Annotated in this window: 18 protein-coding genes; 7 read left to right on the plus strand and 11 right to left on the minus strand. The window is 70.8% G+C overall.

The genetic code is table 11. The features are described 5' to 3' along the window. Positions 1 to 25: 25 nt before the first annotated feature. The 3 genes from ACIP6U_RS38230 to ACIP6U_RS38240 all read right to left on the minus strand — a co-directional run bounded on the left by ACIP6U_RS38230 (position 26) and on the right by ACIP6U_RS38240 (position 7,177). Positions 26 to 1,489: a glutamate synthase subunit beta gene (locus tag ACIP6U_RS38230; protein WP_401727309.1), complete on the minus strand. Its 1,464-nt coding sequence runs from the start codon at positions 1,487 to 1,489 to the stop codon at positions 26 to 28. Then, entirely contained in the window at positions 1,482 to 6,074 is a 4,593-nt protein-coding gene (gltB, locus tag ACIP6U_RS38235) for a glutamate synthase large subunit (RefSeq protein ID WP_401727310.1), read from the minus strand. Before gltB ends, ACIP6U_RS38230 begins: the two co-directional genes overlap by 8 nt. Positions 6,075 to 6,445: 371 nt before the next feature. Beyond that, positions 6,446 to 7,177, minus strand: coding sequence for a VIT1/CCC1 transporter family protein (locus ACIP6U_RS38240; protein ID WP_401727311.1), 732 nt, complete (start codon positions 7,175 to 7,177; stop codon positions 6,446 to 6,448). Between the two features lie 274 nt (positions 7,178 to 7,451). On the opposite strand from ACIP6U_RS38240, the gene ACIP6U_RS38245 reads away from it, so the two are divergent. The 7 genes from ACIP6U_RS38245 to ACIP6U_RS38275 are packed head-to-tail and all read left to right on the plus strand — an operon-like array spanning position 7,452 to position 15,617. Next, positions 7,452 to 8,504, plus strand: coding sequence for an ADP-ribosylglycohydrolase family protein (locus ACIP6U_RS38245; RefSeq protein ID WP_401727312.1), 1,053 nt, complete (start codon positions 7,452 to 7,454; stop codon positions 8,502 to 8,504). Positions 8,505 to 8,554: 50 nt separating this feature from the next. Next, on the plus strand, positions 8,555 to 9,925 hold the full coding sequence (locus ACIP6U_RS38250; RefSeq protein WP_401727313.1) for an ADP-ribosylglycohydrolase family protein: 1,371 nt from the start codon (positions 8,555 to 8,557) through the stop codon (positions 9,923 to 9,925). 8 nt (positions 9,926 to 9,933) lie between these two features. Then, entirely contained in the window at positions 9,934 to 11,109 is a 1,176-nt protein-coding gene (locus ACIP6U_RS38255; RefSeq protein ID WP_401727314.1) for an ADP-ribosylglycohydrolase family protein, read from the plus strand. After that, positions 11,097 to 12,605, plus strand: coding sequence for an ADP-ribosylglycohydrolase family protein (locus ACIP6U_RS38260; protein ID WP_401727315.1), 1,509 nt, complete (start codon positions 11,097 to 11,099; stop codon positions 12,603 to 12,605). The genes ACIP6U_RS38255 and ACIP6U_RS38260 overlap by 13 nt, the downstream gene beginning before the upstream one ends. Next, positions 12,602 to 13,495, plus strand: a complete 894-nt coding sequence (rbsK, locus tag ACIP6U_RS38265) for a ribokinase (RefSeq protein ID WP_401727316.1) — start codon at positions 12,602 to 12,604, stop codon at positions 13,493 to 13,495. The genes ACIP6U_RS38260 and rbsK overlap by 4 nt, the downstream gene beginning before the upstream one ends. Continuing rightward, on the plus strand, positions 13,492 to 14,736 hold the full coding sequence (locus ACIP6U_RS38270) for a CaiB/BaiF CoA transferase family protein (protein WP_401727317.1): 1,245 nt from the start codon (positions 13,492 to 13,494) through the stop codon (positions 14,734 to 14,736). Before rbsK ends, ACIP6U_RS38270 begins: the two co-directional genes overlap by 4 nt. After that, positions 14,733 to 15,617, plus strand: coding sequence for an HpcH/HpaI aldolase/citrate lyase family protein (locus ACIP6U_RS38275; protein ID WP_401727319.1), 885 nt, complete (start codon positions 14,733 to 14,735; stop codon positions 15,615 to 15,617). Before ACIP6U_RS38270 ends, ACIP6U_RS38275 begins: the two co-directional genes overlap by 4 nt. Before the next feature lie 20 nt (positions 15,618 to 15,637). Here ACIP6U_RS38275 and lgt read toward each other — a convergent pair whose 3' ends face one another. The 8 genes from lgt to ACIP6U_RS38315 all read right to left on the minus strand — a co-directional run bounded on the left by lgt (position 15,638) and on the right by ACIP6U_RS38315 (position 21,798). After that, entirely contained in the window at positions 15,638 to 16,660 is a 1,023-nt protein-coding gene (lgt, locus tag ACIP6U_RS38280; RefSeq protein ID WP_401727320.1) for a prolipoprotein diacylglyceryl transferase, read from the minus strand. A 96-nt stretch (positions 16,661 to 16,756) separates the two neighbouring features. Then, positions 16,757 to 17,533, minus strand: coding sequence for a DsbA family protein (locus ACIP6U_RS38285; protein WP_401727321.1), 777 nt, complete (start codon positions 17,531 to 17,533; stop codon positions 16,757 to 16,759). Between the two features lie 126 nt (positions 17,534 to 17,659). Beyond that, entirely contained in the window at positions 17,660 to 18,478 is an 819-nt protein-coding gene (trpA, locus tag ACIP6U_RS38290) for a tryptophan synthase subunit alpha (protein ID WP_401727322.1), read from the minus strand. Further along, complete coding sequence (gene trpB, locus ACIP6U_RS38295) at positions 18,475 to 19,758, minus strand: tryptophan synthase subunit beta (protein ID WP_401727323.1); 1,284 nt, start codon at positions 19,756 to 19,758, stop codon at positions 18,475 to 18,477. The genes trpA and trpB overlap by 4 nt, the downstream gene beginning before the upstream one ends. A gap of 107 nt (positions 19,759 to 19,865) precedes the next feature. Next, the gene (trpM, locus tag ACIP6U_RS38300; RefSeq protein WP_401727324.1) at positions 19,866 to 20,033 is read right to left on the minus strand and encodes a tryptophan biosynthesis modulator TrpM; all 168 of its coding nucleotides are present in this window, start codon (positions 20,031 to 20,033) and stop codon (positions 19,866 to 19,868) included. A gap of 22 nt (positions 20,034 to 20,055) precedes the next feature. After that, positions 20,056 to 20,865, minus strand: coding sequence for an indole-3-glycerol phosphate synthase TrpC (gene trpC, locus ACIP6U_RS38305; RefSeq protein ID WP_401727325.1), 810 nt, complete (start codon positions 20,863 to 20,865; stop codon positions 20,056 to 20,058). A gap of 145 nt (positions 20,866 to 21,010) precedes the next feature. Next, positions 21,011 to 21,457: a DUF2752 domain-containing protein gene (locus ACIP6U_RS38310; RefSeq protein WP_401727326.1), complete on the minus strand. Its 447-nt coding sequence runs from the start codon at positions 21,455 to 21,457 to the stop codon at positions 21,011 to 21,013. Between the two features lie 80 nt (positions 21,458 to 21,537). Continuing rightward, the gene (locus ACIP6U_RS38315) at positions 21,538 to 21,798 is read right to left on the minus strand and encodes an HGxxPAAW family protein (protein ID WP_401727327.1); all 261 of its coding nucleotides are present in this window, start codon (positions 21,796 to 21,798) and stop codon (positions 21,538 to 21,540) included. Between the last annotated feature and the right edge of the window lie 123 nt (positions 21,799 to 21,921).

Genomic DNA, 21,921 nt, shown 5'->3' on the forward strand with positions numbered 1-21,921 from the left:
TGTACGGACGTTTCTTGATGAACCGTCAGACCATCAACGACCGGTCCGTCGGGCGGATCGGCGCCGGCAGGTCGCTCGCGCCGGCCAGGAACCGGTCGCAGCCGCGGGCGGCCGAGCGGCCCTCGGCGATCGCCCACACGATGAGCGACTGGCCGCGGCCGGCGTCACCGGCGACGAAGACGCCGGGCACATTGGTCTGGAAGTCGGCGTCGCGGGCGATGTTACCGCGCTCGTCGAGGTCCAGGCCGAACTGGTCGACCAGGCCGTTGTCCCGGTCGGTGCCGGTGAACCCCATGGCGAGGGTGACCAGTTGGGCGGGGATCTTGCGCTCGGTGCCCGGCTTCGGGGTCAGCCTGCCCTCGACGAACTCGACCTCGGTGAGGTGCAGCCACTGGACGTTGCCGTCCTCGTCGCCCTCGAAGTGGGTGGTCGAGACGGAGTAGACCCGCTCGCCGCCCTCCTCGTGCGCGGACGTCACCTTGTAGAGCATCGGGAAGGTCGGCCACGGCTGGGAGACCGGGTTCCGCTCGTCGCCCGGGCGGGGCATGATCTCCAACTGCGTGACGGAGGCGGCGCCTTGACGGTGGGCGGTGCCCACGCAGTCGGCGCCGGTGTCGCCGCCGCCGATGACCACGACGTGCTTGCCCTCGGCCGAGATCGGGGAGGTGACGTAGTCGCCCTCCTGGACCTTGTTCGACAGCGGCAGGTACTCCATCGCCTGGTGGACGCCGGTCAACTCCCGCCCCGGGACCGGGAGATCACGGGCGGTGGTGGCGCCGGCGGCGATGACGACGGCGTCGTAGCGCTTCTTCAGGTCGGTCGCCTTGAGGTCGACGCCGATCTCGATGCCGGTCCGGAAGCGGGTGCCCTCCGCGCGCATCTGCTCGATACGGCGGTTGATGTGCCGCTTCTCCATCTTGAACTCGGGGATGCCGTACCGGAGAAGCCCCCCGATGCGGTCCGCGCGCTCGTAGACGGCGACCGTGTGGCCGGCCCGCGTGAGCTGTTGGGCGGCGGCGAGGCCGGCCGGGCCCGAGCCGATGACGGCGACGGTCTTGCCGGACAGCCGCTCGGGGATCTGCGGGGCGACGTCACCGGTCTCCCACGCCTTGTCGATGATCGAGACCTCGACGTTCTTGATGGTGACGGCCGGCTGGTTGATGCCGAGCACACACGCCGACTCGCACGGAGCCGGGCACAACCGGCCCGTGAACTCGGGGAAGTTGTTCGTCGCGTGCAGGCGCTCCTGCGCGGCCGACCAGTCCTCGCGGTAGGCGTAGTCGTTCCACTCGGGGATGAGGTTCCCCAGCGGACAGCCGTTGTGGCAGAACGGGATGCCGCAGTCCATGCACCGGCCGGCCTGCTTGCTGATGATCGGCAGCAAGGAGCCGGGGACGTAGACCTCGTTCCAGTCCTTCAGCCGTACGTCGACGGGACGGGACTTGGCGACCTCGCGCCCGTGGTTCAGGAAGCCCTTCGGGTCAGCCATTGATCGCCGCCTCCATCATCTTCTCGGTGATCTCGGACTCGGAGAGTCCCGCCTGCTCGGCGGCGTCCTTGGCGGCGAGCACTGCCTTGTACGTACTGGGGATGATCTTGGTGAAGCGCTCGACCGCGGTGTCCCACTCGGCCAGCAGCTTCTCGGCGACCGTCGACGCGGTCTCCTCCTGGTGACGGCGCACCACGTCGTGCAGCCACTGCCTGTCCGCGTCGTCCAGCTCCTGGATCGCGCCCAGGTTGCCGACGTTGACGTTGTCGCGGTTCAGGTCGATGACGTACGCGATGCCACCGGACATGCCGGCCGCGAAGTTGCGGCCCGTCTCGCCGAGGACCACCGCGTGACCGCCGGTCATGTACTCGCAGCCGTGGTCGCCCACGCCCTCGGAGACCACCGTGGCACCGGAGTTGCGGACACAGAACCGCTCGCCGGTACGACCGCGCAGGAACAGCTCGCCGCCGGTCGCGCCGTACGCGATGGTGTTGCCCGCGATCGTCGAGAACTCGGCGAGGTGGTCGGCCCCCCGGTCCGGACGGACGACGACCCGGCCGCCGGAGAGGCCCTTGCCGACGTAGTCGTTGGCGTCGCCCTCCAGGCGCAGCGTGACACCGCGCGGCAGGAAGGCGCCGAAGGACTGGCCCGCCGAGCCGGTGAAGGTGATGTCGATGGTGTCCTCGGGCAGCCCTGCCCCGCCGAACTTCTTCGTCACCTCGTGGCCGAGCATCGTGCCGACCGTGCGGTTGATGTTGCGGATCGCGACCTGCGCGCGCACCGGCTGGGCGTCGGTGGCGCTGGACGCGGCCAGGGCGTCGGCGGCGAGCTTGATCAGCTCGTTGTCGAGCGCCTTCTCCAGGCCGTGGTCCTGCTGGATGACCTGGTGCAGCGCGGCACCCTCGGGCATCTCGGGCACGTAGAAGAGGGGGGCCAGGTCCAGGCCCTGCGCCTTCCAGTGGTTCACGGCGCGCTCGACGTCGAGCGTGCCGGCCTGGCCGACGGCCTCCTCGATGGTGCGGAAGCCCAGCTCCGCGAGGATCTCGCGGACCTCCTCGGCGATGAACTTGAAGAAGTTCACGATGTACTCGGCCTTGCCGGCGAACCGGTCGCGCAGCACCGGGTTCTGGGTGGCGATGCCGACCGGGCAGGTGTCGAGGTGGCAGACGCGCATCATGACGCAGCCGGAGACGACGAGCGGCGCGGTCGCGAAACCGAACTCCTCGGCGCCGAGCAGCGCGGCGATGACGACGTCACGGCCGGTCTTCAGCTGGCCGTCGGTCTGGACGACGATCCGGTCGCGAAGTCCGTTGAGCAGCAGGGTCTGCTGGGTCTCGGCGAGCCCCAACTCCCAAGGTCCACCGGCGTGCTTGAGCGAGGTCAGGGGCGAGGCACCCGTACCGCCGTCGTGCCCGGAGATGAGGACGACGTCCGCGTGCGCCTTGGAGACACCCGCGGCGACCGTGCCGACACCGACCTCGGAGACCAGCTTCACGTGGATCCGCGCCTGCGGGTTCGCGTTCTTCAGGTCGTGGATCAGCTGGGCGAGGTCCTCGATGGAGTAGATGTCGTGGTGCGGCGGCGGCGAGATGAGGCCCACACCCGGCGTCGAGTGCCGGGTCTTGGCAACCCACGGGTAGACCTTGTGGCCGGGCAGCTGGCCGCCCTCGCCGGGCTTGGCGCCCTGCGCCATCTTGATCTGGATGTCGTCCGCGTTGACCAGGTACTCGGAGGTGACACCGAAGCGGCCGGAGGCGACCTGCTTGATGGCGCTGCGCCGGGCCGGGTCGTAGAGCCGGTCCGCGTCCTCGCCGCCCTCACCGGTGTTGGACTTACCGCCCAGCTGGTTCATGGCGATGGCCAGCGTCTCGTGCGCCTCGCGCGAGATGGAGCCGTAGGACATGGCGCCGGTGGAGAAGCGCTTGACGATCTCGGAGACCGGCTCGACCTCGTCGACGGAGATCGGCTCGCGGCCGCTCTTGAAGCCGAACAGACCGCGCAGCGTCATCAGGCGCTCGGACTGCTCGTTCACGCGGTCCGTGTACTTCTTGAAGATGTCGTAGCGGTTGGCACGCGTGGAGTGCTGGAGGCGGAAGACCGTCTCCGGGTCGAACAGGTGCGGCTCGCCCTCGCGGCGCCACTGGTACTCGCCGCCTATGTCGAGGGCGCGGTGCGCGGGCGCGATGCCGCTCGCCGGGTACGCCTTCGCGTGCCGGGCGGCGACCTCCTTGGCGATGACGTCGATGCCGACGCCGCCGATCTTGGTGGCGGTGCCGCTGAAGTACGTCTCCACGAAGCCCCGGTCGAGACCGACGGCCTCGAAGACCTGGGCGCCGCGGTAGGAGGCGACGGTCGAGATGCCCATCTTGGACATGACCTTCAGGACGCCCTTGCCGAGCGCGTAGATCAGGTTGCGGATGGCCTGCTCGGGCTCGATGCCGGGCAGGAAGGTACCCGCGCGGACCAGGTCCTCGACGGACTCCATCGCCAGGTACGGGTTGACCGCGGCGGCGCCGAAGCCGATCAGCAGGGCCACGTGGTGGACCTCGCGGACGTCACCGGCCTCGACCAGCAGGCCCACCTGGGTGCGCTGCTTGGTGCGGATGAGGTGGTGGTGGACGGCCGCGGTGAGCAGCAGCGAGGGGATCGGCGCGTGCTCGGCGTCGGAGTGGCGGTCCGACAGGACGATCAGCCGGGCGCCGTTCTCGATGGCCGCGTCGGCCTCGGCGCAGATCTCCTCGATGCGCGCGGCGAGGGAGTCGCCGCCGCCGGAGACCCGGTAGAGACCGGAGAGGGTCGCGGCCTTGAAGCCGGGCATGTCGCCGTCGGCGTTGACGTGGATGAGCTTGGCCAGCTCGTCGTTGTCGATCACCGGGAAGGGCAGGGTGACACTGCGGCACGAAGCGGCCGTCGGCTCCAGGAGGTTGCTCGCGGGCCCGAGGGAGGAACGCAGCGAGGTCACGAGCTCCTCGCGGATGGCGTCCAGCGGCGGGTTGGTGACCTGAGCGAACAGCTGGGTGAAGTAGTCGAACAGCAGCCGCGGGCGCTCGCTCAGCGCGGCGATCGGCGAGTCCGTACCCATCGAACCGATCGGCTCGGCACCGGCCTTGGCCATCGGCGCGATGATGACGCGCAGCTCCTCCTCGGTGTAACCGAAGGTCTGCTGGCGGCGGGTGACGGAGGCGTGGGTGTGGACGATGTGCTCGCGCTCGGGCAGGTCGCCCAGCTCGATCTCGCCGGCCTCGATCCACTCGGCGTACGGCTTCTCGGCGGCGAGCTCCGCCTTGATCTCGTCGTCCTCGATGATGCGGTGCTCGACGGTGTCGACGAGGAACATGCGGCCGGGCTGGAGGCGGCCCTTGCGGACGACCTTGGCCGGGTCGATGTCCAGGACGCCGACCTCGGAGCCGAGGACGACCAGACCGTCGTCGGTGACCCAGTAGCGGCCGGGGCGAAGGCCGTTGCGGTCGAGGACCGCGCCGACCTGCTTGCCGTCGGTGAAGGTGACGCAGGCCGGGCCGTCCCAGGGCTCCATCATCGTGGAGTGGAAGGTGTAGAAGGCGCGGCGGGCCGGGTCCATGGAGTCGTGGTTCTCCCACGCCTCCGGGATCATCATCAGCACCGAGTGCGGCAGTGAACGGCCGCCCAGGTGCAGGAGTTCGAGCACCTCGTCGAAGGACGCCGAGTCGGAGGCGTCCGGCGTACAGATCGGGAAGACGCGCTCGAGTCCCTTGTCGCCGAAGAGATCCGAGGCGATCTGCGACTCGCGGGCCGCCATCCAGTTGCGGTTGCCCTTGACGGTGTTGATCTCACCGTTGTGCGCCACGAAGCGGTACGGGTGGGCCAGCGGCCACGACGGGAAGGTGTTCGTGGAGAAGCGGGAGTGCACGAGCGCGATCGCGGAGGCGAAGCGGCGGTCGGACAGGTCCGGGAAGAAGGGCTCCAGCTGGCCGGTGGTCAGCATGCCCTTGTAGACGATGGTCCGCGCGGACAGCGAGGGGAAGTAGACCCCGACCTCGTGCTCGGCGCGCTTGCGCAGCACGAAGGCCCGGCGGTCCAGGACGATGTCCTTCGACGCGCCGTCGGTGACGAAGATCTGCCGGAAGGCGGGCATCGTCGAACGGGCGGTGGCACCGAGCAGTTCGGGAGCGACCGGCACATCGCGCCAGCCGAGCACGGTGAGGCCTTCCTCGGCCGCGATCGTCTCGATCCGCGAGACGGCGTCCTGGAGGCCGGCCTCCGGCAGGAAGGCGATGCCGACCGCGTAGCCGCCCGCCTCGGGCAGCTCGAATCCGGCCACCTCGCGGAAGAACGCGTCGGGGACCTGGGACAGGATGCCGGCGCCGTCGCCGGAGTCGGGCTCGGAGCCGGTGGCGCCGCGGTGCTCGAGGTTGCGCAGGACCGTCAGGGCCTGCTCGACCAGGGTGTGGGACGCCTCGCCGGTGAGGGTGGCCACGAAGCCGACGCCACACGCGTCGTGCTCGTTGCGGGGGTCGTACATACCCTGCGCAGCAGGGCGAGCATCCATGAAGGACCAGTTCTGGCCATTCTCGGAATGCTGGGACGGCTGGCGCGGCGTACGCATCGGCTCTCCCGTCGTCGTCTCAAGTGGCATATGCATAGTGCCGAGGGACGACGTTGGCCCTCTGCGGAGTGCAAAATTTCGTGCAGGTTACATGATGGGGCGGTTCTCGGGAACTGGATACTACGTCCCAACATGCGGACGTCACGGGGTCGCGGTGGGGGTACCGGGCCCAGCGACGGAAGCCGTAGGGGACCCGAGCGGACAGATCGATGCCCGTCGGTCCGGGCGCGAGGAGGGCTACGTCGCCCACCTCACGGATGCGCGACAGGCCTCATTGCCCGCAGCGCTTACGGCTCATGCCCGGTGGTTAAGCACTCGAAACCAGCTAGTAACGGCTACTTATGCGTCAGTCCGCATACCTAGCGGTCCCCCTATCCTACGGCCGTCCCGAAGAACCCGCCCAGGGCGTACGTCACACCGGCCGCGGCACCCCCGAGAGCGAGCTGCCGAAGCCCGCTGAACCACCAGCTCCGGGCCGTCACCCGAGCCACCACGGCCCCACACCCGAAGAGCCCGACCAGCGCGAGCAGCACCGCAGGCCACAGCGAGGTCGCACCGAGCAGATACGGCAGTACGGGCAGCAGGGCCCCCAGCGCGAAGGCCCCGAACGACGACACGGCCGCAACCGCAGGCGAGGGCAGATCCCCCGGGTCGATGCCGAGCTCCTCGCGAGCATGGATCTCAAGAGCAAGCTCGGGATCACGAGAGAGCTGCCGCGCCACCTCCCGCGCAAGGTGGGAGTCGACCCCTCGCGCCTCGTACAGGGCGGCCAACTCGGCCTCCTCATCCTGCGGATGCTTCCGCAGCTCCCTGCGCTCCACGTCCAACTCGGCCTCGACAAGCTCGCGTTGGGACGCCACGGACGTGTACTCCCCGGCGGCCATGGAGAAGGCGCCGGCGGCAAGCCCTGCCAGCCCCGTGAGGACGATCGCCTGATGCCCGACGGACCCACCGGCGACACCGGTCATCAACGCGAGGTTGGACACCAGCCCGTCCATGGCCCCGAACACGGCGGGCCGCAGCCACCCTCCCGTCACATCCCGGTGCGTGTGGTTGTCACGGTGCGCCTCATGAAGGGCGGCCTCGGTCTCGATGATGGCCATGCGCGAATCTCCCCAGCAAGCTAAGCCAAAGCTAACTTTAGACACGTTCCACTCTTGAACAACGCCAAAGATACACACGCCCATTCCCGCCCACCAGCAAGGAAAGGCTGCGCTAACCTGCGGCTTTACCGCTTCCCGCTCACCCGTGCGGGGCCCCGCCCAGATGTCGACCGGGTGACATGAGACCTCCGGACGCTCTGGTCAACCGCCGATGGTGGGACACATCCGCAAAGGTGCCGCGCCCTGTGCGGACCCCCGCCCGGAGAGGCCGTCCATGACATCGATCGCCTGCATCCCCTCGGCCCCGGCCCCCGGGAACGCCCCCGAACTCCGCGAGCGGGCCCGCGGCGCCCTGCTCGGCCTGGCCGTCGGTGACGCCCTCGGGGCCCCCGCCGAGAACATGAAGCCCTCCGAGATCCGGGCCCGCTGGGGCCGCATCACGGGCTACGTGGCCGAGGAACCGGCGGGCACGGACGACACGGAGTATGCGATCTTCTCGGGCCTACTGCTGGCCCGCCACGGCTCGGCCCTCTCCCCCTCCCACGTGGAGGCGGCCTGGCACGAGTGGATCGCGGACCGGGACGAGGGCCCGTTCAGGGGCGCGGGTTTCAGCGAACGCGGCACCCTGGAGAACCTCCGCCGAGGCCTGGCGGCCCCCATCTCCGCGCAACACCGCCATGCCTGGAGCGACGGCCTGGCGATGCGCGCGGCCCCCTTCGGCGTCTTCGCGGCGGGCCGCCCGGCGGAAGCAGCCCGCCTGGTAGCGATCGACGGCTCGGTGAGCCACGACGGCGAGGGCATCTACGGCGGCCAGGCGGTAGCGGCAGGCGTCGCGGCGGCGATGGCGGGCGCCCCCACGATCGCGGTGGTGGCCTCGGCCCTGGCGGTGATCCCGGACGACTCCTGGACGGCCCGCTCCCTGCGCCGAGCGGTGGCAGTGGCCCACCGAGGCGAACGCGCCGTCCGCTCCGCGGTCGTCATCGGCGGCTACCCCTGGACCGACCTGGCCCCCGAGGCGGTCGCCCTGGCCTTCGGCGCGTACGCGGCGGCGGACGGCGACTTCGCGGAAGCGGTCCTCACGGCGGTCAACATGGGCCGCGACGCGGACACGACAGCGGCGGTGGCGGGCGCGCTGGCGGGAGCGACGCGGGGGGTGTCGTCGATCCCGGAGGAGTGGGCAACACGAATCGGCCCAGCCCGCGGAAGCTGCCTACCGGCGATGTCCGGCCACCACGTCCTGGAGGTGGCGGACCTGCTGACCCGGGCGATGCCCAGGGAATACGAGGCCACCGAGCCGACGGCCGACGGATCGGGGGCGACGCGATGAGACCACCGGGACCGTGGTCCGAGGGAATGGGCACGAGCGCCCCTACGACCATGACGCCTATTGACGAGCCGACGCCCAGGAGCACGCCGACCACCATTGAGCCGACGCCCAGGAGCACACCGACCGCCAGCGAGCCGACATCCACGATCACGCCCACCACCAGCGAACCGACGTCCGCGGCGGAGCCGATCGGACCGGAGGTCGCCGATGGTGGGATCGCCCCACAAGGGCCACCGGCACCCGACAAGGAAAGTTGTACGGGTGGTGCGGGTGGGAACAACCGGGCCGAAGGCGAAGCCGAGGCCCGCAAAGCGACAACCCTCGGCCTCCTCCTCGGCCTGGCCGCAGGCGACGCCGCAGGATGGCCCGCAGCAAGACACCGAGCAACCCGCATGCCCCAATGGACCCGCCGCCTGACCCGCGAACTCGACACCTTCGCCGAACAGAACGCAACCACAACCCTCCCCGTCCCCATCGCGCTGAACCAACCCCCCGAGCCCCTCAAACTCGGCCCCTCGGACGACGCGGAATGGGCAGCCTTCGCCGCAGAAGCCCTACTGAAGGCCGGCGACGACACCGCCCTCGGCGACCTCTCAAGAGACCGCCGCACAAGAGCCGCCATCGACCTCACCTGGAACGCCCTCGCCGCAGAAGTAGCCGCCGCAGCAAACCGCGCCCCGGAAGTCGAATCCGCCGTACTCCCCCTCCGCGCCCGCATCTCCGTCCGAGCCGGCCTAGGAAACCTCGCAGCCGGCCTACGCCCACCCGCCACCGGCCACGACAACCCCCACTACTTCGACGACGCGGCCTGCGTAAGAGCCTGCGTCCTCGCGCTAGCCCACCCCGGCGACCCCGAACGCGCCGCCGCCCTGGCCGAGTTCGACGCCCGCTACACCCAGGACGGCGACGGCGTACACGGAGCAAGGGCGATGGCCGCGGCGGTATCCCTCGCCCTGACGGGAGCCGACGTGGACACCTGCGTATCCGCGGCCCTCACCGAACTCCCCGCATCCACAGAGATCGGCCGCAACGCCCGCCACGCCCTCCACCTGGCCGCAACCACCGAATCCGCCTTCGCCCTGATCCCCCTCCTGGAGCACCAAATCGTCGACCACGTCTACAGCTACGGCATCGCCGCCGCCGAAACCGTCTCGGTCGCCCTCGCCCTCGCAACCGCCGCACAGGGCCGTATCGCCGAGGCGGTCCCCGCCGCGGCCTGCCTCTCCCGCGTGGCCGACTCCGCCCCCGCCCTGGTCGGCGCCCTCACCGGCGCACTGAGCGGCGGCGACGCCATCCCCGCCACCTGGCGGGACGCCTGCCGCACTCTCTCCGGCTGCGCACTCCCCCGCCTCACCGGCACCGACCTGGTGGAACTCGCCGGACTCCTGGAAGCCGCACAACCGGCCCCGCCAGGAGCATGATTCGGTGCATGCCTCTCAAACAACCCACACAACAAGAAACCACCCTTGAGGACCGCATCACCGGAGCCCTGGTGGGCGCGGCGGTCGGCGACGCCCTCGGCGGCCCGGTCGAGGGCTACTCCCCCGACCAGATCCTCGAACGCCACGGCGGCCGCGTCCACGGCATCGTCGGCCCCTGGAACGGCGACGACTGGCGCACGGCCCGCCCGATCGCGCCGTACCACAAGGGCGACGGCCACGTCACCGACGACACCTTGATGACGCACGCGCTGATCCGCGTCTACGCGAAGGTCCGCGACCACCTGGACGCGTACGCGATCGCCGACCACCTGGTCCCCGACCTGACGACGAACCCGCGCTGGATCCCGGAGTTGGAGGCGGAGGCCCTCCCCCTCCACCGCATCTTCCTCGCGGAGAAGTGGCTGGTGGCCCGCCTCCACTACGGCCACGTGGACCCGCGCGAGGCCGGCGTGGGCAACATCGTCAACTGCGGTGCGGCGATGTACATGGCCCCGGTGGGCCTGGTCAACGCGGCCAACCCGAGGGGCGCATACACCGAAGCCCTGGACATCGCGGCGGCCCACCAGTCCTCGTACGGCCGCGAGGCGGCAGCGGTCTTCGCCGCGGCGGTGGCGGCGGCCTGCGTACCGGGCGCGACCCCCGACTCGGTGGTCGCGGCCTGCCTCACCGTGGCGAAGGACGGCACCCGCACGGCAATCGAGCAGGTCTGCGAAGCAGCCACGCACTACTCGGACTTCGAATCGGCGCTGATTCCCCTACGGGAGGCGGTGGCGCCGTACGACACGGTGGGCCCCGACTACCGCTCCCCCTCCCTGGACGCCCGGCGCCCCTCCCGCACCAGGGCGATCGAGGAACTCCCCATCGCTCTCGGCATGTTGGTGGTCTCCGGCGGCGACTTCCGCCACGCGGTGCTGGGTTCGGTGAACTACGGCCGGGACTGCGACTCGATCGCGACGATGGCGGGCGCGATGGCCGGCGCGTTGGGTTCACCGGTCCCACAGGACTGGTCCAAGACAATCGCGGAGGCCAGCCGCCTGGACCTCTGGGAACCGGCGACGACCCTCACCGCCGTAGCGCGCGAGATCTTCGAAGGAGACGTCCACCGACGCCGAGCCCACGAGGCCGCGTTCACGCAGATCGCAGGCCCCAGATGCTCCGACTGACCTGGGTCCAACCAGAAGACCTGATCGGCCACGAACTCCACCAGGCAATCCTGGACGGCCGAGAACCCACAACCATCGCAACCCGCTGGCGAACGGCGGGAGGCCACGAGGCCCCTCACAGAGCAGGCGCGTCCCCCGACCCGACCTCCCGCTACCTACGCCAACTGGCAGAAGACCTACTGGACGAACTAGCAGACCTACCAAGCAAGTTGACCGAGCACGAACCAACAGACCTAGCAAGAATCAAAGCGAGCTGTCCCCACTGGCCCTATCCAGCCCAAGCCAGCGGCCCAGACTTGCCCCACCCAGCCCAAGCTGGCGGCCCCACCTGCCCCCCTCCCGCCCCAGCTGCGGGCAGTCGTGCCGCTGGGGCGGCACGGGTGGGCGCAGCGGCACCCCGCAAGCGCGGGCAAGCGACACCCACCTCCACAGCACCCCTCACCCAGGCCGGCCTGGAAGCAGCCTGGCTGGGCAGAGCAGTCGGCTGCCTCCTGGGCAAACCAGTGGAGAAACTCCCCCTCGAAGCCATCCGCCAACTGGCCAGATCCACCAACAACTGGCCCCTGAACACCTACTTCACAGCAAAAGGCGTCCCCGCCGAACTCCTCTCCACCCACCCCTGGAACCGCCGCTCCGCCCCCACCTCCCTCGCCGAGAACATCGACGGCATGCCAGAGGACGACGACCTCAACTACCCCCTCCTGAACCTCCTGTTGCTACAACGCCACGGCAGACACTTCACCCCCACCGACCTGGCCACCCTCTGGCTCGACGAACTCCCGGCCGGCCGCACCTTCACCGCGGAACGCATCGCCTACCGCAACCTCCTCACCGGCATCGAACCCCCACAGACAGCCCGCCACCGCAACCCCTTCCGAGAATGGATCGGCGCCCTGATCCGCGCCGACGTCCACGGCTGGACCAACCCCGCCGCCCCCGCCGCCGCGGCCGAGCAGGCCCACCGCGACGCCACCCTCACCCACACCGCCAACGGCGTCTACGCGGCGATGTTCATCGCGGCCACCATCGCCCAGGCGACCACCGGCACCCACGACATCCACACCTGCCTCCGCACCGGCCTCACGGTGGTCCCACCCCGCTCCCGCCTCGCCGAAGCCATCCACCACGCGATCCGACTCGCCCGGAAACACCAGGACTTCGACACCGTCGTCGACGAACTCCACGCCACCTACGCCCCCACCCACCACTGGGTCCACGCCATCCCCAACACCGCCCTGATCACCGCCGCCCTCACCCACGCGAACGGCGACTTCACCGGCTCCGTCTCCCGCGCGGTGGGCGGCGGTTGGGACACCGACTCCAACGGCGCCACCGCGGGCAGCATCGCCGGACTCCTCGCCGGTACCCCCACCGCCCTCCCCGACCACTGGACGGCCCCGCTGAAGAACCGACTCGCCACCTCCGTCGGCGACTTCGACGGCACCGGCTTCGACACCCTGGCTCACCTCACCCACCGGGAGGCTTCCCGCCCATGACCCACATCGTCGTACTGGGCAGCACGAACATGGACCTGGTCGCGTACGTCGACAGGGCGCCGGAGCGCGGAGAGACCGTGACGGGACGGGAGTTCCGTACGATCACCGGCGGCAAGGGCGCCAACCAGGCGATCGCCGCCGCCCGCGCCGGCGCCACGGTGACGATGATCGGCGCCGTCGGCAACGACGTCTACGGCCCCCAACTCCGTGCCGCCCTCGAACACTCCGGCGTCGACACCGACCTCCTCCGCACGATCGACACCCCCTCCGGCACCGCCCACATCGTCGTGGACGACGACGGCGGCAACGCGATCGTGGTCATCCCCGGCGCCAACGGCACCGTCGACCACCTGGCGCCAGGCGACGAGGCCCTCATCGCCTCCGCCGACGCCCTGCTCCTCCAGTTGGAGATCCCCCTCGCGGCGGTGATCGCGGGCGCGCAGGCGGCCCGCGCCCACGGCGTCCGCACGATCCTCACCCCCGCCCCCGCCCAACCGCTCCCACCCGAACTCCTCGGCGCCGTCGACCTGTTGGTCCCCAACGAGCACGAGGCGACCACCCTCACCGGCCTCGCCGACCCGATCGCCGCGGCCACCGCCCTGCTCGACAGCGTGCCGGCGGCCGTCGTCACCCTCGGCCCGGCCGGCTGCCTCTACGTCACCCGCGGCGCCGAACCCCTCGCCGTCCCCGCGCCCGAAGTGACCGCCATCGACTCGACCGGCGCCGGCGACACCTTCGTGGGCGCCCTCGCGGTGGCCCTCGCCGAGGAGCGCCCGATCCGCGAGGCACTCAAGTGGGCAGCGGCGGCAGCCGCGTTGTCGGTGCAACGGCCCGGCGCGTCGGCGTCGATGCCGTACCGCTCCGAGATCGAGACGGAGTACGCCTCATGAACACCGAACCCACCAGGACCACCCCCGCCACCACGACCACACCCCTCGGCCCGGCCTCTTCCCCGCTGTCCGGCCTGCGCGTCCTCGACCTCGCCACCCTCTTCGCCGGACCCCTCGCCGCCACCCTGCTCGGCGACTTCGGCGCCGAGGTCGTCAAGATCGAGCACCCGACGAAACCCGACCCCTCGCGCGGCCACGGCCCGTCCAAGGACGGCGTCGGCCTGTGGTGGAAGCTGCTGGGCCGCAACAAGCGCACGATCACCCTGGACCTGTCCAAGCCCGGCGGCCGGGACACCCTCCTGCGCCTCGCCGCCACCGCCGACGTGATCATCGAGAACTTCCGCCCCGGCACCCTGGAGAAATGGGACCTCGGGTGGGCCGAACTCTCCGCCGCCAACCCCGGGTTGGTCCTCGCCCGGGTCACCGGCTTCGGGCAGTTCGGCCCGTACGCGCACCGCCCCGGCTTCGGCACTCTCGCCGAGGCGCTCAGCGGCTTCGCCGCGATCACCGGCGAACCGGACGCGCCCCCGACCCTCCCGCCGTTCGGCCTGGCCGACTCGATCGCGGGCCTGGCGACGGCGTACGCCGTGATGACCGCCCTCGCCGCCCGCGACCGCACCGGCGAGGGCCAGGTCGTCGACATGGCGATCATCGAGCCGATCCTCACCGTGCTCGGCCCCCAGCCCCTCTGGTACGACCAGCTCGGCCACGTCCAGCCCCGTACCGGCAACCGGTCCGTCAACAACGCCCCGCGCGGCACCTACCGCACCGCCGACGGCAGTTGGGTCGCCGTCTCGACCTCCGCCCAGTCGATCGCCGAACGGGTGCTGCGCCTCGTGGGACGCCCGGAGCTGATCGACGCACCGTGGTTCGCGACGGGCGAGGGACGGGCCCGCCACGCCGACCTGCTCGACGAGGCCGTCGGCGGCTGGATCGCCGAGCGCCCTCGCGACGAGGTGCTCGCGGCCTTCGAGAAGGCTGAGGCCGCGGTCGCCCCGATCCAGGACGTACGGGATGTGATGGAGGACCCGCAGTACGCGGCCCTCGACACGATCACCACCGTCGAGGACCCCGAACTGGGCCCCCTGCGCATGCAGAACGTCCTCTTCCGCCTCTCCGCCACCCCCGGCGCGATCCGCTGGGCGGGCCGCCCGCACGGCGCGGACACCGACGAGGTCCTGACCGACCTGGGCCTGACCCCGGCCGAACTGGCCACCCTGCGCGCGGCGGGCGCCGTATGAACACAACCCCGCTGAACGCAACCGCGACGAGCACGACCCCCCTGCCCCCGATTCCACTGACCTGGCTCTACGCCCCCGGCGACCGCCCGCACGTAGTGGCCAAGGCGCTCGCGTCCGGCGCCGATGTGGTGGTGGTCGACCTGGAGGACGCGGTCGCCCCGGACCGCAAGGAGTACGCCCGCGCGGCCACCGCCGAACTCCTCACCGCACCCCAGCCCGTCCCCGTCCACGTCCGCGTGAACGCCCTCGACGGCCCGCTCGCGGTCCAGGACCTCGCCGTACTGGCCGCCCTCCCCGGTCTCTCCGGTCTCCGCCTCCCGAAGGTGACGTCCGCGACACAGGTGATCGCCGTCGCGGAGGCCACGGCCCCCGCCGCCCCTGTCGAGGGAGACGCGCCCGCGCTCCACGCCCTCCTGGAATCGGCCCTCGGCATCGAACACGCCCACGCCATCGCCACCGCCCACCCCGCGCTGCGCGGTATCGCGCTGGGCGAGGCGGATCTACGGGCCGACCTGGGCGTACGCGAGGACGCGGGGCTGGACTGGTGCCGGTCCCGGGTCGTGGTGGCCGCACGGGCGGCGGCCCTGCCCCCGCCGCCGCAGTCGGTCCATCCGGACATCCGTGACCTGGAGGGCCTGGCCGCGTCCTGCGCGCACGGCCGCACCTTGGGTCTCCTGGGCCGGGCCGCCATCCATCCCCGTCAACTCCCGATCATCGAACGGGCCTACCTGCCCACGAAACGGGAGATCGAGGAAGCGGAGACGGTCGTGAAGGCGGCGACGAGGGAACAGGGCGCCCAGGCGCTGCCGGACGGGAGGTTCATCGACGCGGCGGTGGTGACAGCGGCGCACCGTACCCTGTCACTCGCCCGCCGCCGCTGAGAGTCGGAAAAGCGGGCCGGTCAGCCCTTCTTGGCCGACTCGGCCTCGTCCTTCACGTCTTCGTCGGCCGAGTCCTCGTCGGCCGCGCTCTTCTCACCGGTGGTGTCGTCCTCGGCGGCTTCCTTCGCCTCCGAGGACGCCTCCTTGTCACCGGCGTCCGCCTTGGCGGAGACGTCAGTCTGCTTCTTCTCGTCCCCGTCGCCGTCGGCCTCGCCGTCCTCCGCGGCGCCCGGCTCCACGACCTCCTCGCGTCCCGGCCGCTTCTTCGCCGAGATCACGAAGTACGTGACCGCCAGCAGGAAGACGACCATCGCGGTCCAGTCGTTCAGCCGCAGACCCAGGATGTGGTGGGCGTCGTCGACGCGCAGGTACTCGATCCAGGCCCGGCCCACACAGTACGAGGCGACGTACAGCGCGAAGGCCCGCCCGTGGCCGAGCTTGAAGCGCCGGTCGGCCCAGATGACCAGGAAGGCGACGCCGACGCACCACAGGGACTCGTAGAGGAAGGTCGGCTGGTAGGTGCCGGGCACCCGCCCGTCCGTCGAGGACGTGATCTTCACGGCCCAGGGCAGATCCGTCGCCTTGCCGTAGAGCTCCTGGTTGAACCAGTTGCCCCAGCGGCCGATCGCCTGTGCGAGGGCGATGCCGGGTGCGAGGGCGTCGGCCCACGCCGGCAGCGGGATGCCCCGGCGCCGGCAGCCGATCCAGGCGCCCACCGCGCCGAGGGCGATCGCGCCCCAGATACCGAGGCCGCCCTCCCACACCTTGAAGGCGTCCACCCAGTCACGGCCCTCGCTGAAGTACAGCTCGTAGTCCGTGATCACGTGGTAGAGGCGACCGCCGACCAGGCCGAACGGCACGGCCCAGACCGCGATGTCGGCCACCGTGCCGGCCCGGCCGCCGCGGGCGATCCAGCGCTTGTTGCCGAGCCAGACCGCGACGAAGACGCCGATGATGATGCAGAACGCGTAGCCGCGCAGCGGAATGACACCGAAGAGGTGCACCACCGAGCGCGACGGGCTGGGAATGTAGGCAAGTTCCATGGCAGGGTCGACGCTACCGTGCCGGACCGGGCGCATGACGGGCGGCCCGGCAACGGGTCCATAACAGGGTGGTGAGAATCGTCCACCCCTGATCGCTCACCCCTTGTTCGCCTCCTGCACCTGCTGCTTCAGCTTCGCGGGAGTCATCGACTGGTCCGCGTAGATGTTCTTGCCGTTCAGCAGGACCGTCGGCGTGCCGCTGAAGCCGCCGGTGGAGAAGGCCTGCGCGGACTTCGCGACCCAGCTGTTGTGCGTACCCTCCTCGACACATGTACGGAACGTCGCCGTGTCGAGTCCGTCGACCTTGCCCGCCAGCTCGATCAGCTTGCTGTTCTTGGCGTAGGCGTCGTCGGTCTCCGTCGGCTGGTTCTCGTACAGCGTGTCGTGGTAGTCGCGGAACTTTCCGGCGTCCTGGGCGCAGGCCGCCGCGTTGGCCGCGTTGCGCGAGCCGGTGCCGCCGAGGTTGCCGTCGATGATCGTGACCAGGTGGTACTCGACCCGCAGCTGGCCGGAGTCCGTCAGCTCGTGCAGCGTCGAGCGGTACGCCGACTCGAAGGCCTTGCAGGCCGGGCAGCGGAAGTCCTCCCAGACCGTGAGGGTCGTCTTCGCCCCGTCCTTGCCGACCGGGATCGCGAGGCTGTCCTTGCCCTGCGCCCCGGAGGGTGCCACGACCGGTCCCGCGGACTTGCTGCCGTCGTCCTTGCCCGAGTTGGCGGCGACCACGCCGATCACCGCCGCAAGACCCAGGACGCAGACGACGCTCGCGCCCACGATCAGCGTCCGCCGTCGCCGCTCCCCGGCCTTCTGCTTCTCACGCTCGACCGCCAGCCGCTCGCGAGCGGTGCGCTTTCCGTCACGGTTCTTCTCACTCACACCCCCAGAACGAACCGGGGAGGCGCAGCGCGCCTCCCCGGTCCCAGCTCCACCCGTTCGAGTGACTGGCTGTTCTGTTACGAGCTCTCAGGCGCGCGTGTCCACGCCTTCCTGCCTCCGTTCGGCCTACGCCTGTCCGCGTACGCCCTTGGCCAGTTCACCGGCGAGCGCGCGGACCGCCTCGACGCCGGCCGCGTCGTCCGGCGCGTCCAGCATGCGCTTGACGAAGGCCGAGCCGACGATCACACCGTCGGCGAAGCCGGCCACCTCGGCGGCCTGCTTGGCGTCGGAGACCCCGAGCCCGACGCAGACGGGCAGGTCGGTGCCGGTGGCGCGGGTGCGTGCCACCAGGTCCTGGGCCTGCGCGCCCACGGAGGCGCGGGTACCGGTGACGCCCATCAGCGAGGCGGCGTAGACGAAGCCGCTGCCCGCCGCGGTGATCCGGGCGAGCCGTTCGTCCTTGCTGCTGGGCGCGACCACGAAGACCGTGGCGAGCCCGTGCTTCTCGGCGTGCTCCCTCCACAGCCCCGCCTCCTGCACCGGCAGGTCGGGCAGGATGCAGCCCGCCCCGCCGGCCTCGGCGAGCTCGGCGGTGAAGCGCTCGACGCCGTAGCGGTCGATGGGGTTCCAGTACGTCATGACGAGTACGGGCTTCCCGCTCGCCGCGTGCGCCTCGCGGACCGTACGCATGACGTCCGCGATCTTGACTCCGCCGCGCAGGGCGATGTCGTCGGCGGTCTGGATGACGGGCCCGTCGAGGACGGGGTCGCTGTGCGGCAGCCCCACCTCGACGACGTCCGCGCCACCGTCGAAGGCGGCCTTGATCGCCTCGATGCCGCCGTCCACGGTCGGGAACCCGGCCGGGAGGTAGGCGATGAGCGCGGAGCGGCCTTCGGCCTTGGCACCGGCGAGGGTGTCGGACAGCAGCTGAATGTTCCCGCTCACTTGGCGTCCCCCTCGATCTCGGCGGTGGCGGCGGCGTCGGCCGCGACCTCGGCGTCGGTGTCGTACAGGCCGAAGTAGCGTGCGGCCGTGTCCATGTCCTTGTCGCCGCGGCCGGACAGGTTGATGACGATCAGCCCGTCCTTGCCCAGCTCGCGGCCGACCTCCAGGGCGCCGGCCAGCGCGTGGGCGCTCTCGATGGCCGGGATGATGCCCTCGGTGCGGGACAGCAGGCGCAGGGCCTGCATCGCCGCGTCGTCGGTGACCGCGCGGTACTCGCCGCGGCCGCTGTCCTTGAGGTAGGAGTGCTCGGGGCCGATGCCCGGGTAGTCCAGACCGGCCGAGATGGAGTACGGCTCGGTGATCTGGCCCTCCTCGTCCTGGAGGACGTAGGAGCGGGAGCCGTGCAGGATGCCGGGCTCGCCCGCGGTGAGGGTCGCCGCGTGCTCGCCGGTCTCCACACCGTGCCCTGCTGGCTCGCAGCCGATGAGGCGTACGCCGGCGTCCGGGATGAAGGCGTGGAACAGGCCGATGGCGTTGGAGCCGCCGCCGACACAGGCGATGGCCGCGTCGGGGAGGCGTCCGGCGCGCTCCAGGATCTGCCGGCGGGTCTCGACGCCGATCACGCGGTGGAAGTCGCGGACCATGGCCGGGAAGGGGTGCGGGCCGGCGACCGTACCGAACAGGTAGTGCGTGTGGTCGACGTTGGCGACCCAGTCGCGGAAGGCCTCGTTGATCGCGTCCTTCAGCGTGCGGCTGCCGGACTTCACGGCGACGACCTCGGCGCCGAGCATGCGCATGCGGGCCACGTTCAGGGCCTGGCGCTGGGTGTCGATCTCGCCCATGTAGATGGTGCATTCGAGGCCGAACAGCGCGCAGGCCGTCGCGGTCGCCACGCCGTGCTGGCCGGCGCCGGTCTCCGCGATGACCCTGGTCTTGCCCATGCGCTTGGTGAGCAGGGCCTGGCCGAGGACGTTGTTGATCTTGTGCGAGCCGGTGTGGTTGAGGTCCTCGCGCTTGAGGAATACGCGGGCACCGCCCGCTTCCGCGGCGAAACGGGATACCTCGGTCAGCGCGCTGGGCCTGCCGGTGTAGTTGACCAGGAGGTCGTCCAGTTCGCGGGCGAACTCCTCGTCGTGCTTGGCCTTTTCGTACTCGACGGCGACCTCGTCCACGGCGGCGACGAGGGCCTCCGGGATGAACTTGCCGCCGAACGCGCCGAAGTAGCCCTCGGCGCTGGGGATGTGACCCTCGGGGTCGGGAATGAAGAACTCGCTGGGCATGCGGAAACCTCACGGTGAGTGCGGAAAAAGACACTGATCGCCGTGGGGGCGGGGGTTGTTCAGATGGCTGCGGGACCGCTGTGGCTGGTCGCGCAATCCCCGCGCCCCTAAGGGGCGCGCTGCCATCGGCGGCCGTTTACCTGCCCAGGTTCGTCTCCGATGACGTAACGGACCCTGCGGCCGTGGATCCTGCGCGCCGGGGCGCGGCAGCCCCGAGGGCGGCAGCCGCGCGCGAGGCGGGCGTGCCGGTCCATGGGGGTCAGGGTGAGCGTCATCGGGGGTAACTCTAGCCGGAGATCAGCTGCGGCCGTGGCGGAGTGCGGGGTGTTCGCCCGCGGCCACCAGGTCCGCGACCGCGGTCTTCGGGTCCTTGCCCGTCACCAGGGACTCGCCGACCAGGACCGCGTCGGCGCCGGCGTTGGCGTAGGCGATGAGGTCGTGCGGGCCGCGGACGCCGGACTCGGCGATCTTGACGAGGCCGGCGGGGATCTCGGGCGCGAGGCGCTCGAAGGTGCCGCGGTCGACCTCCAGGGTCTTCAGGTTGCGCGCGTTGACGCCGATGATCTTGGCGCCCGCGTCCACCGCCCGCTCGACCTCGTCCTCGTCGTGCACCTCGACGATCGGGGTCAGACCGATGGAGACGGCCCGCTCGATCAGCGACTCCAGGGCCGGCTGCTCCAGGGCGGCCACGATCAGCAGCGCGAGGTCGGCGCCGTACGCGCGGGCCTCCCACAGCTGGTACGACGTGACGATGAAGTCCTTGCGCAGGACCGGGATGTCCACGCGGGCGCGGACGGCCTCCAGGTCGGCCAGCGAGCCGCCGAAGCGGCGCTGCTCGGTCAGCACGGAGATGACGGCCGCGCCGCCCGCCTCGTAGTCCGCGGCGAGTCCGGCCGGGTCGGCGATCGCGGCCAGCGCGCCCTTGGAGGGGCTGGAGCGCTTGACCTCACAGATGACCTTGACGCCGTCGCCCTTGAGCGCGGCCAGTCCGTCCTTGGCCGCGGGAGCCTTCGCCGCGCGTTCCTTGAGCTCGTCGAGGCTGACGCGCGCCTGCCGTTCCGCGAGGTCGGCACGGACTCCGTCGATGATCTCGTCGAGCACACTCACGCGAGCGGCCCCCTTCCAGACGGTTGACTGTTGAAGCGGTTGACCCGGAGATAAAACCGGTGGTCACGTCGATGGTATCCGGAGCGGGGCGTAGGCCTCACATCCGGTTGACGCCGGTCCCACTACCTGGACATTCGGTAATTGATCAAGGGTGCAGCCAGCCACCGAGGGGCAGGTTCCGGACAACCGTGAAGACCAGCAGCAATGCCCCCAGCGACCACAGGTGCACCGGCCCGAGATCGATCCGCAGCGGCCGTCCGCGCGCCGCGCGCACCACCCATACGGTCCACACCACGGCGAAGCCCAGATAGGCGACCACGGCCAGCGCGTTGTCCTGGAGCGCCGCCAGGAAGTCCCCGTGCGCGAAGGCGTGCGCGCTGCGCAGGCCGCCGCAGCCGGGACAGTAGATGCCGGTGAGGCTGTACAGGGGGCAGGCCGGGTAGTGGCCGGGTTCGTTCGGGTCCACGGTGCCCACGTAGGCGAAGGCCCCGACGACCGCGGCGAGGATCCCCGCGGGGACCGCGATCCGTCCCAGTGCCGACCCGGAGTCGGACGGCGTCACCCTCTGGCTGTCGGCGTTCACGTCTCGCATTCTGCCCCCTCGCACACGGATGCGACACGAGTGAGGGGCGACCCGGCACCGGATCGCCCCTCACGAAAGCCGTGTGCGCGTCAGCTCTTGACGCCCACCGGGTTGCTCGCGGCAGCGGCGGCGGCCCGCGCCTCCGCGTGCGGGTCCTCCTTCGACTGGCCGAGGCCCATCCCGCGCATGATGAGGCCGACGACCCCGCCGAGGACCACGACGACCATGCCGGCCCAGAAGCCCGCGGGCTCAGCCATCACCATAAAGACACCCGAAACGCAGAACCCGATGAAGGCGATCGTGACACCGGTCCAGGCGGCCGGGGTGTGACCGTGGCTGCTGCCCGCCATGACTTGCTCCTCGTTGCTGTGTGTACGTCGTGTACGTCTCCGAGCCAAACGCTCAGCACTCATTGTTCCGCATACGCGGGTGCAAGCTATCCCGGGGTCACGTCAAGCGCCCCTTCAGGGGCG

This window comes from Streptomyces sp. NPDC088794 (assembly GCF_044750545.1).
Taxonomy (GTDB): Bacteria; Actinomycetota; Actinomycetes; order Streptomycetales; family Streptomycetaceae; genus Streptomyces.

Bases quoted from the DNA above. Each gene is read 5' to 3' on its own strand.
- ACIP6U_RS38275 (WP_401727319.1), top strand. From the start codon at position 14,733: ATGAACACAACCCCGCTGAACGCAACCGCGACGAGCACGACCCCCCTG.
- ACIP6U_RS38260 (WP_401727315.1), top strand. From the start codon at position 11,097: ATGCTCCGACTGACCTGGGTCCAACCAGAAGACCTGATCGGCCACGAA.
- ACIP6U_RS38230 (WP_401727309.1), bottom strand. From the start codon at position 1,489: ATGGCTGACCCGAAGGGCTTCCTGAACCACGGGCGCGAGGTCGCCAAG.
- ACIP6U_RS38310 (WP_401727326.1), bottom strand. From the start codon at position 21,457: ATGCGAGACGTGAACGCCGACAGCCAGAGGGTGACGCCGTCCGACTCC.
- ACIP6U_RS38245 (WP_401727312.1), top strand. From the start codon at position 7,452: ATGACATCGATCGCCTGCATCCCCTCGGCCCCGGCCCCCGGGAACGCC.
- ACIP6U_RS38250 (WP_401727313.1), top strand. From the start codon at position 8,555: ATGACGCCTATTGACGAGCCGACGCCCAGGAGCACGCCGACCACCATT.
- lgt (WP_401727320.1), bottom strand. From the start codon at position 16,660: ATGGAACTTGCCTACATTCCCAGCCCGTCGCGCTCGGTGGTGCACCTC.
- gltB (WP_401727310.1), bottom strand. From the start codon at position 6,074: ATGCGTACGCCGCGCCAGCCGTCCCAGCATTCCGAGAATGGCCAGAAC.
- ACIP6U_RS38240 (WP_401727311.1), bottom strand. From the start codon at position 7,177: ATGGCCATCATCGAGACCGAGGCCGCCCTTCATGAGGCGCACCGTGAC.
- trpM (WP_401727324.1), bottom strand. From the start codon at position 20,033: ATGACGCTCACCCTGACCCCCATGGACCGGCACGCCCGCCTCGCGCGC.
- rbsK (WP_401727316.1), top strand. From the start codon at position 12,602: ATGACCCACATCGTCGTACTGGGCAGCACGAACATGGACCTGGTCGCG.
- ACIP6U_RS38315 (WP_401727327.1), bottom strand. From the start codon at position 21,798: ATGGCGGGCAGCAGCCACGGTCACACCCCGGCCGCCTGGACCGGTGTC.
- trpB (WP_401727323.1), bottom strand. From the start codon at position 19,758: ATGCCCAGCGAGTTCTTCATTCCCGACCCCGAGGGTCACATCCCCAGC.
- ACIP6U_RS38270 (WP_401727317.1), top strand. From the start codon at position 13,492: ATGAACACCGAACCCACCAGGACCACCCCCGCCACCACGACCACACCC.
- ACIP6U_RS38255 (WP_401727314.1), top strand. From the start codon at position 9,934: ATGCCTCTCAAACAACCCACACAACAAGAAACCACCCTTGAGGACCGC.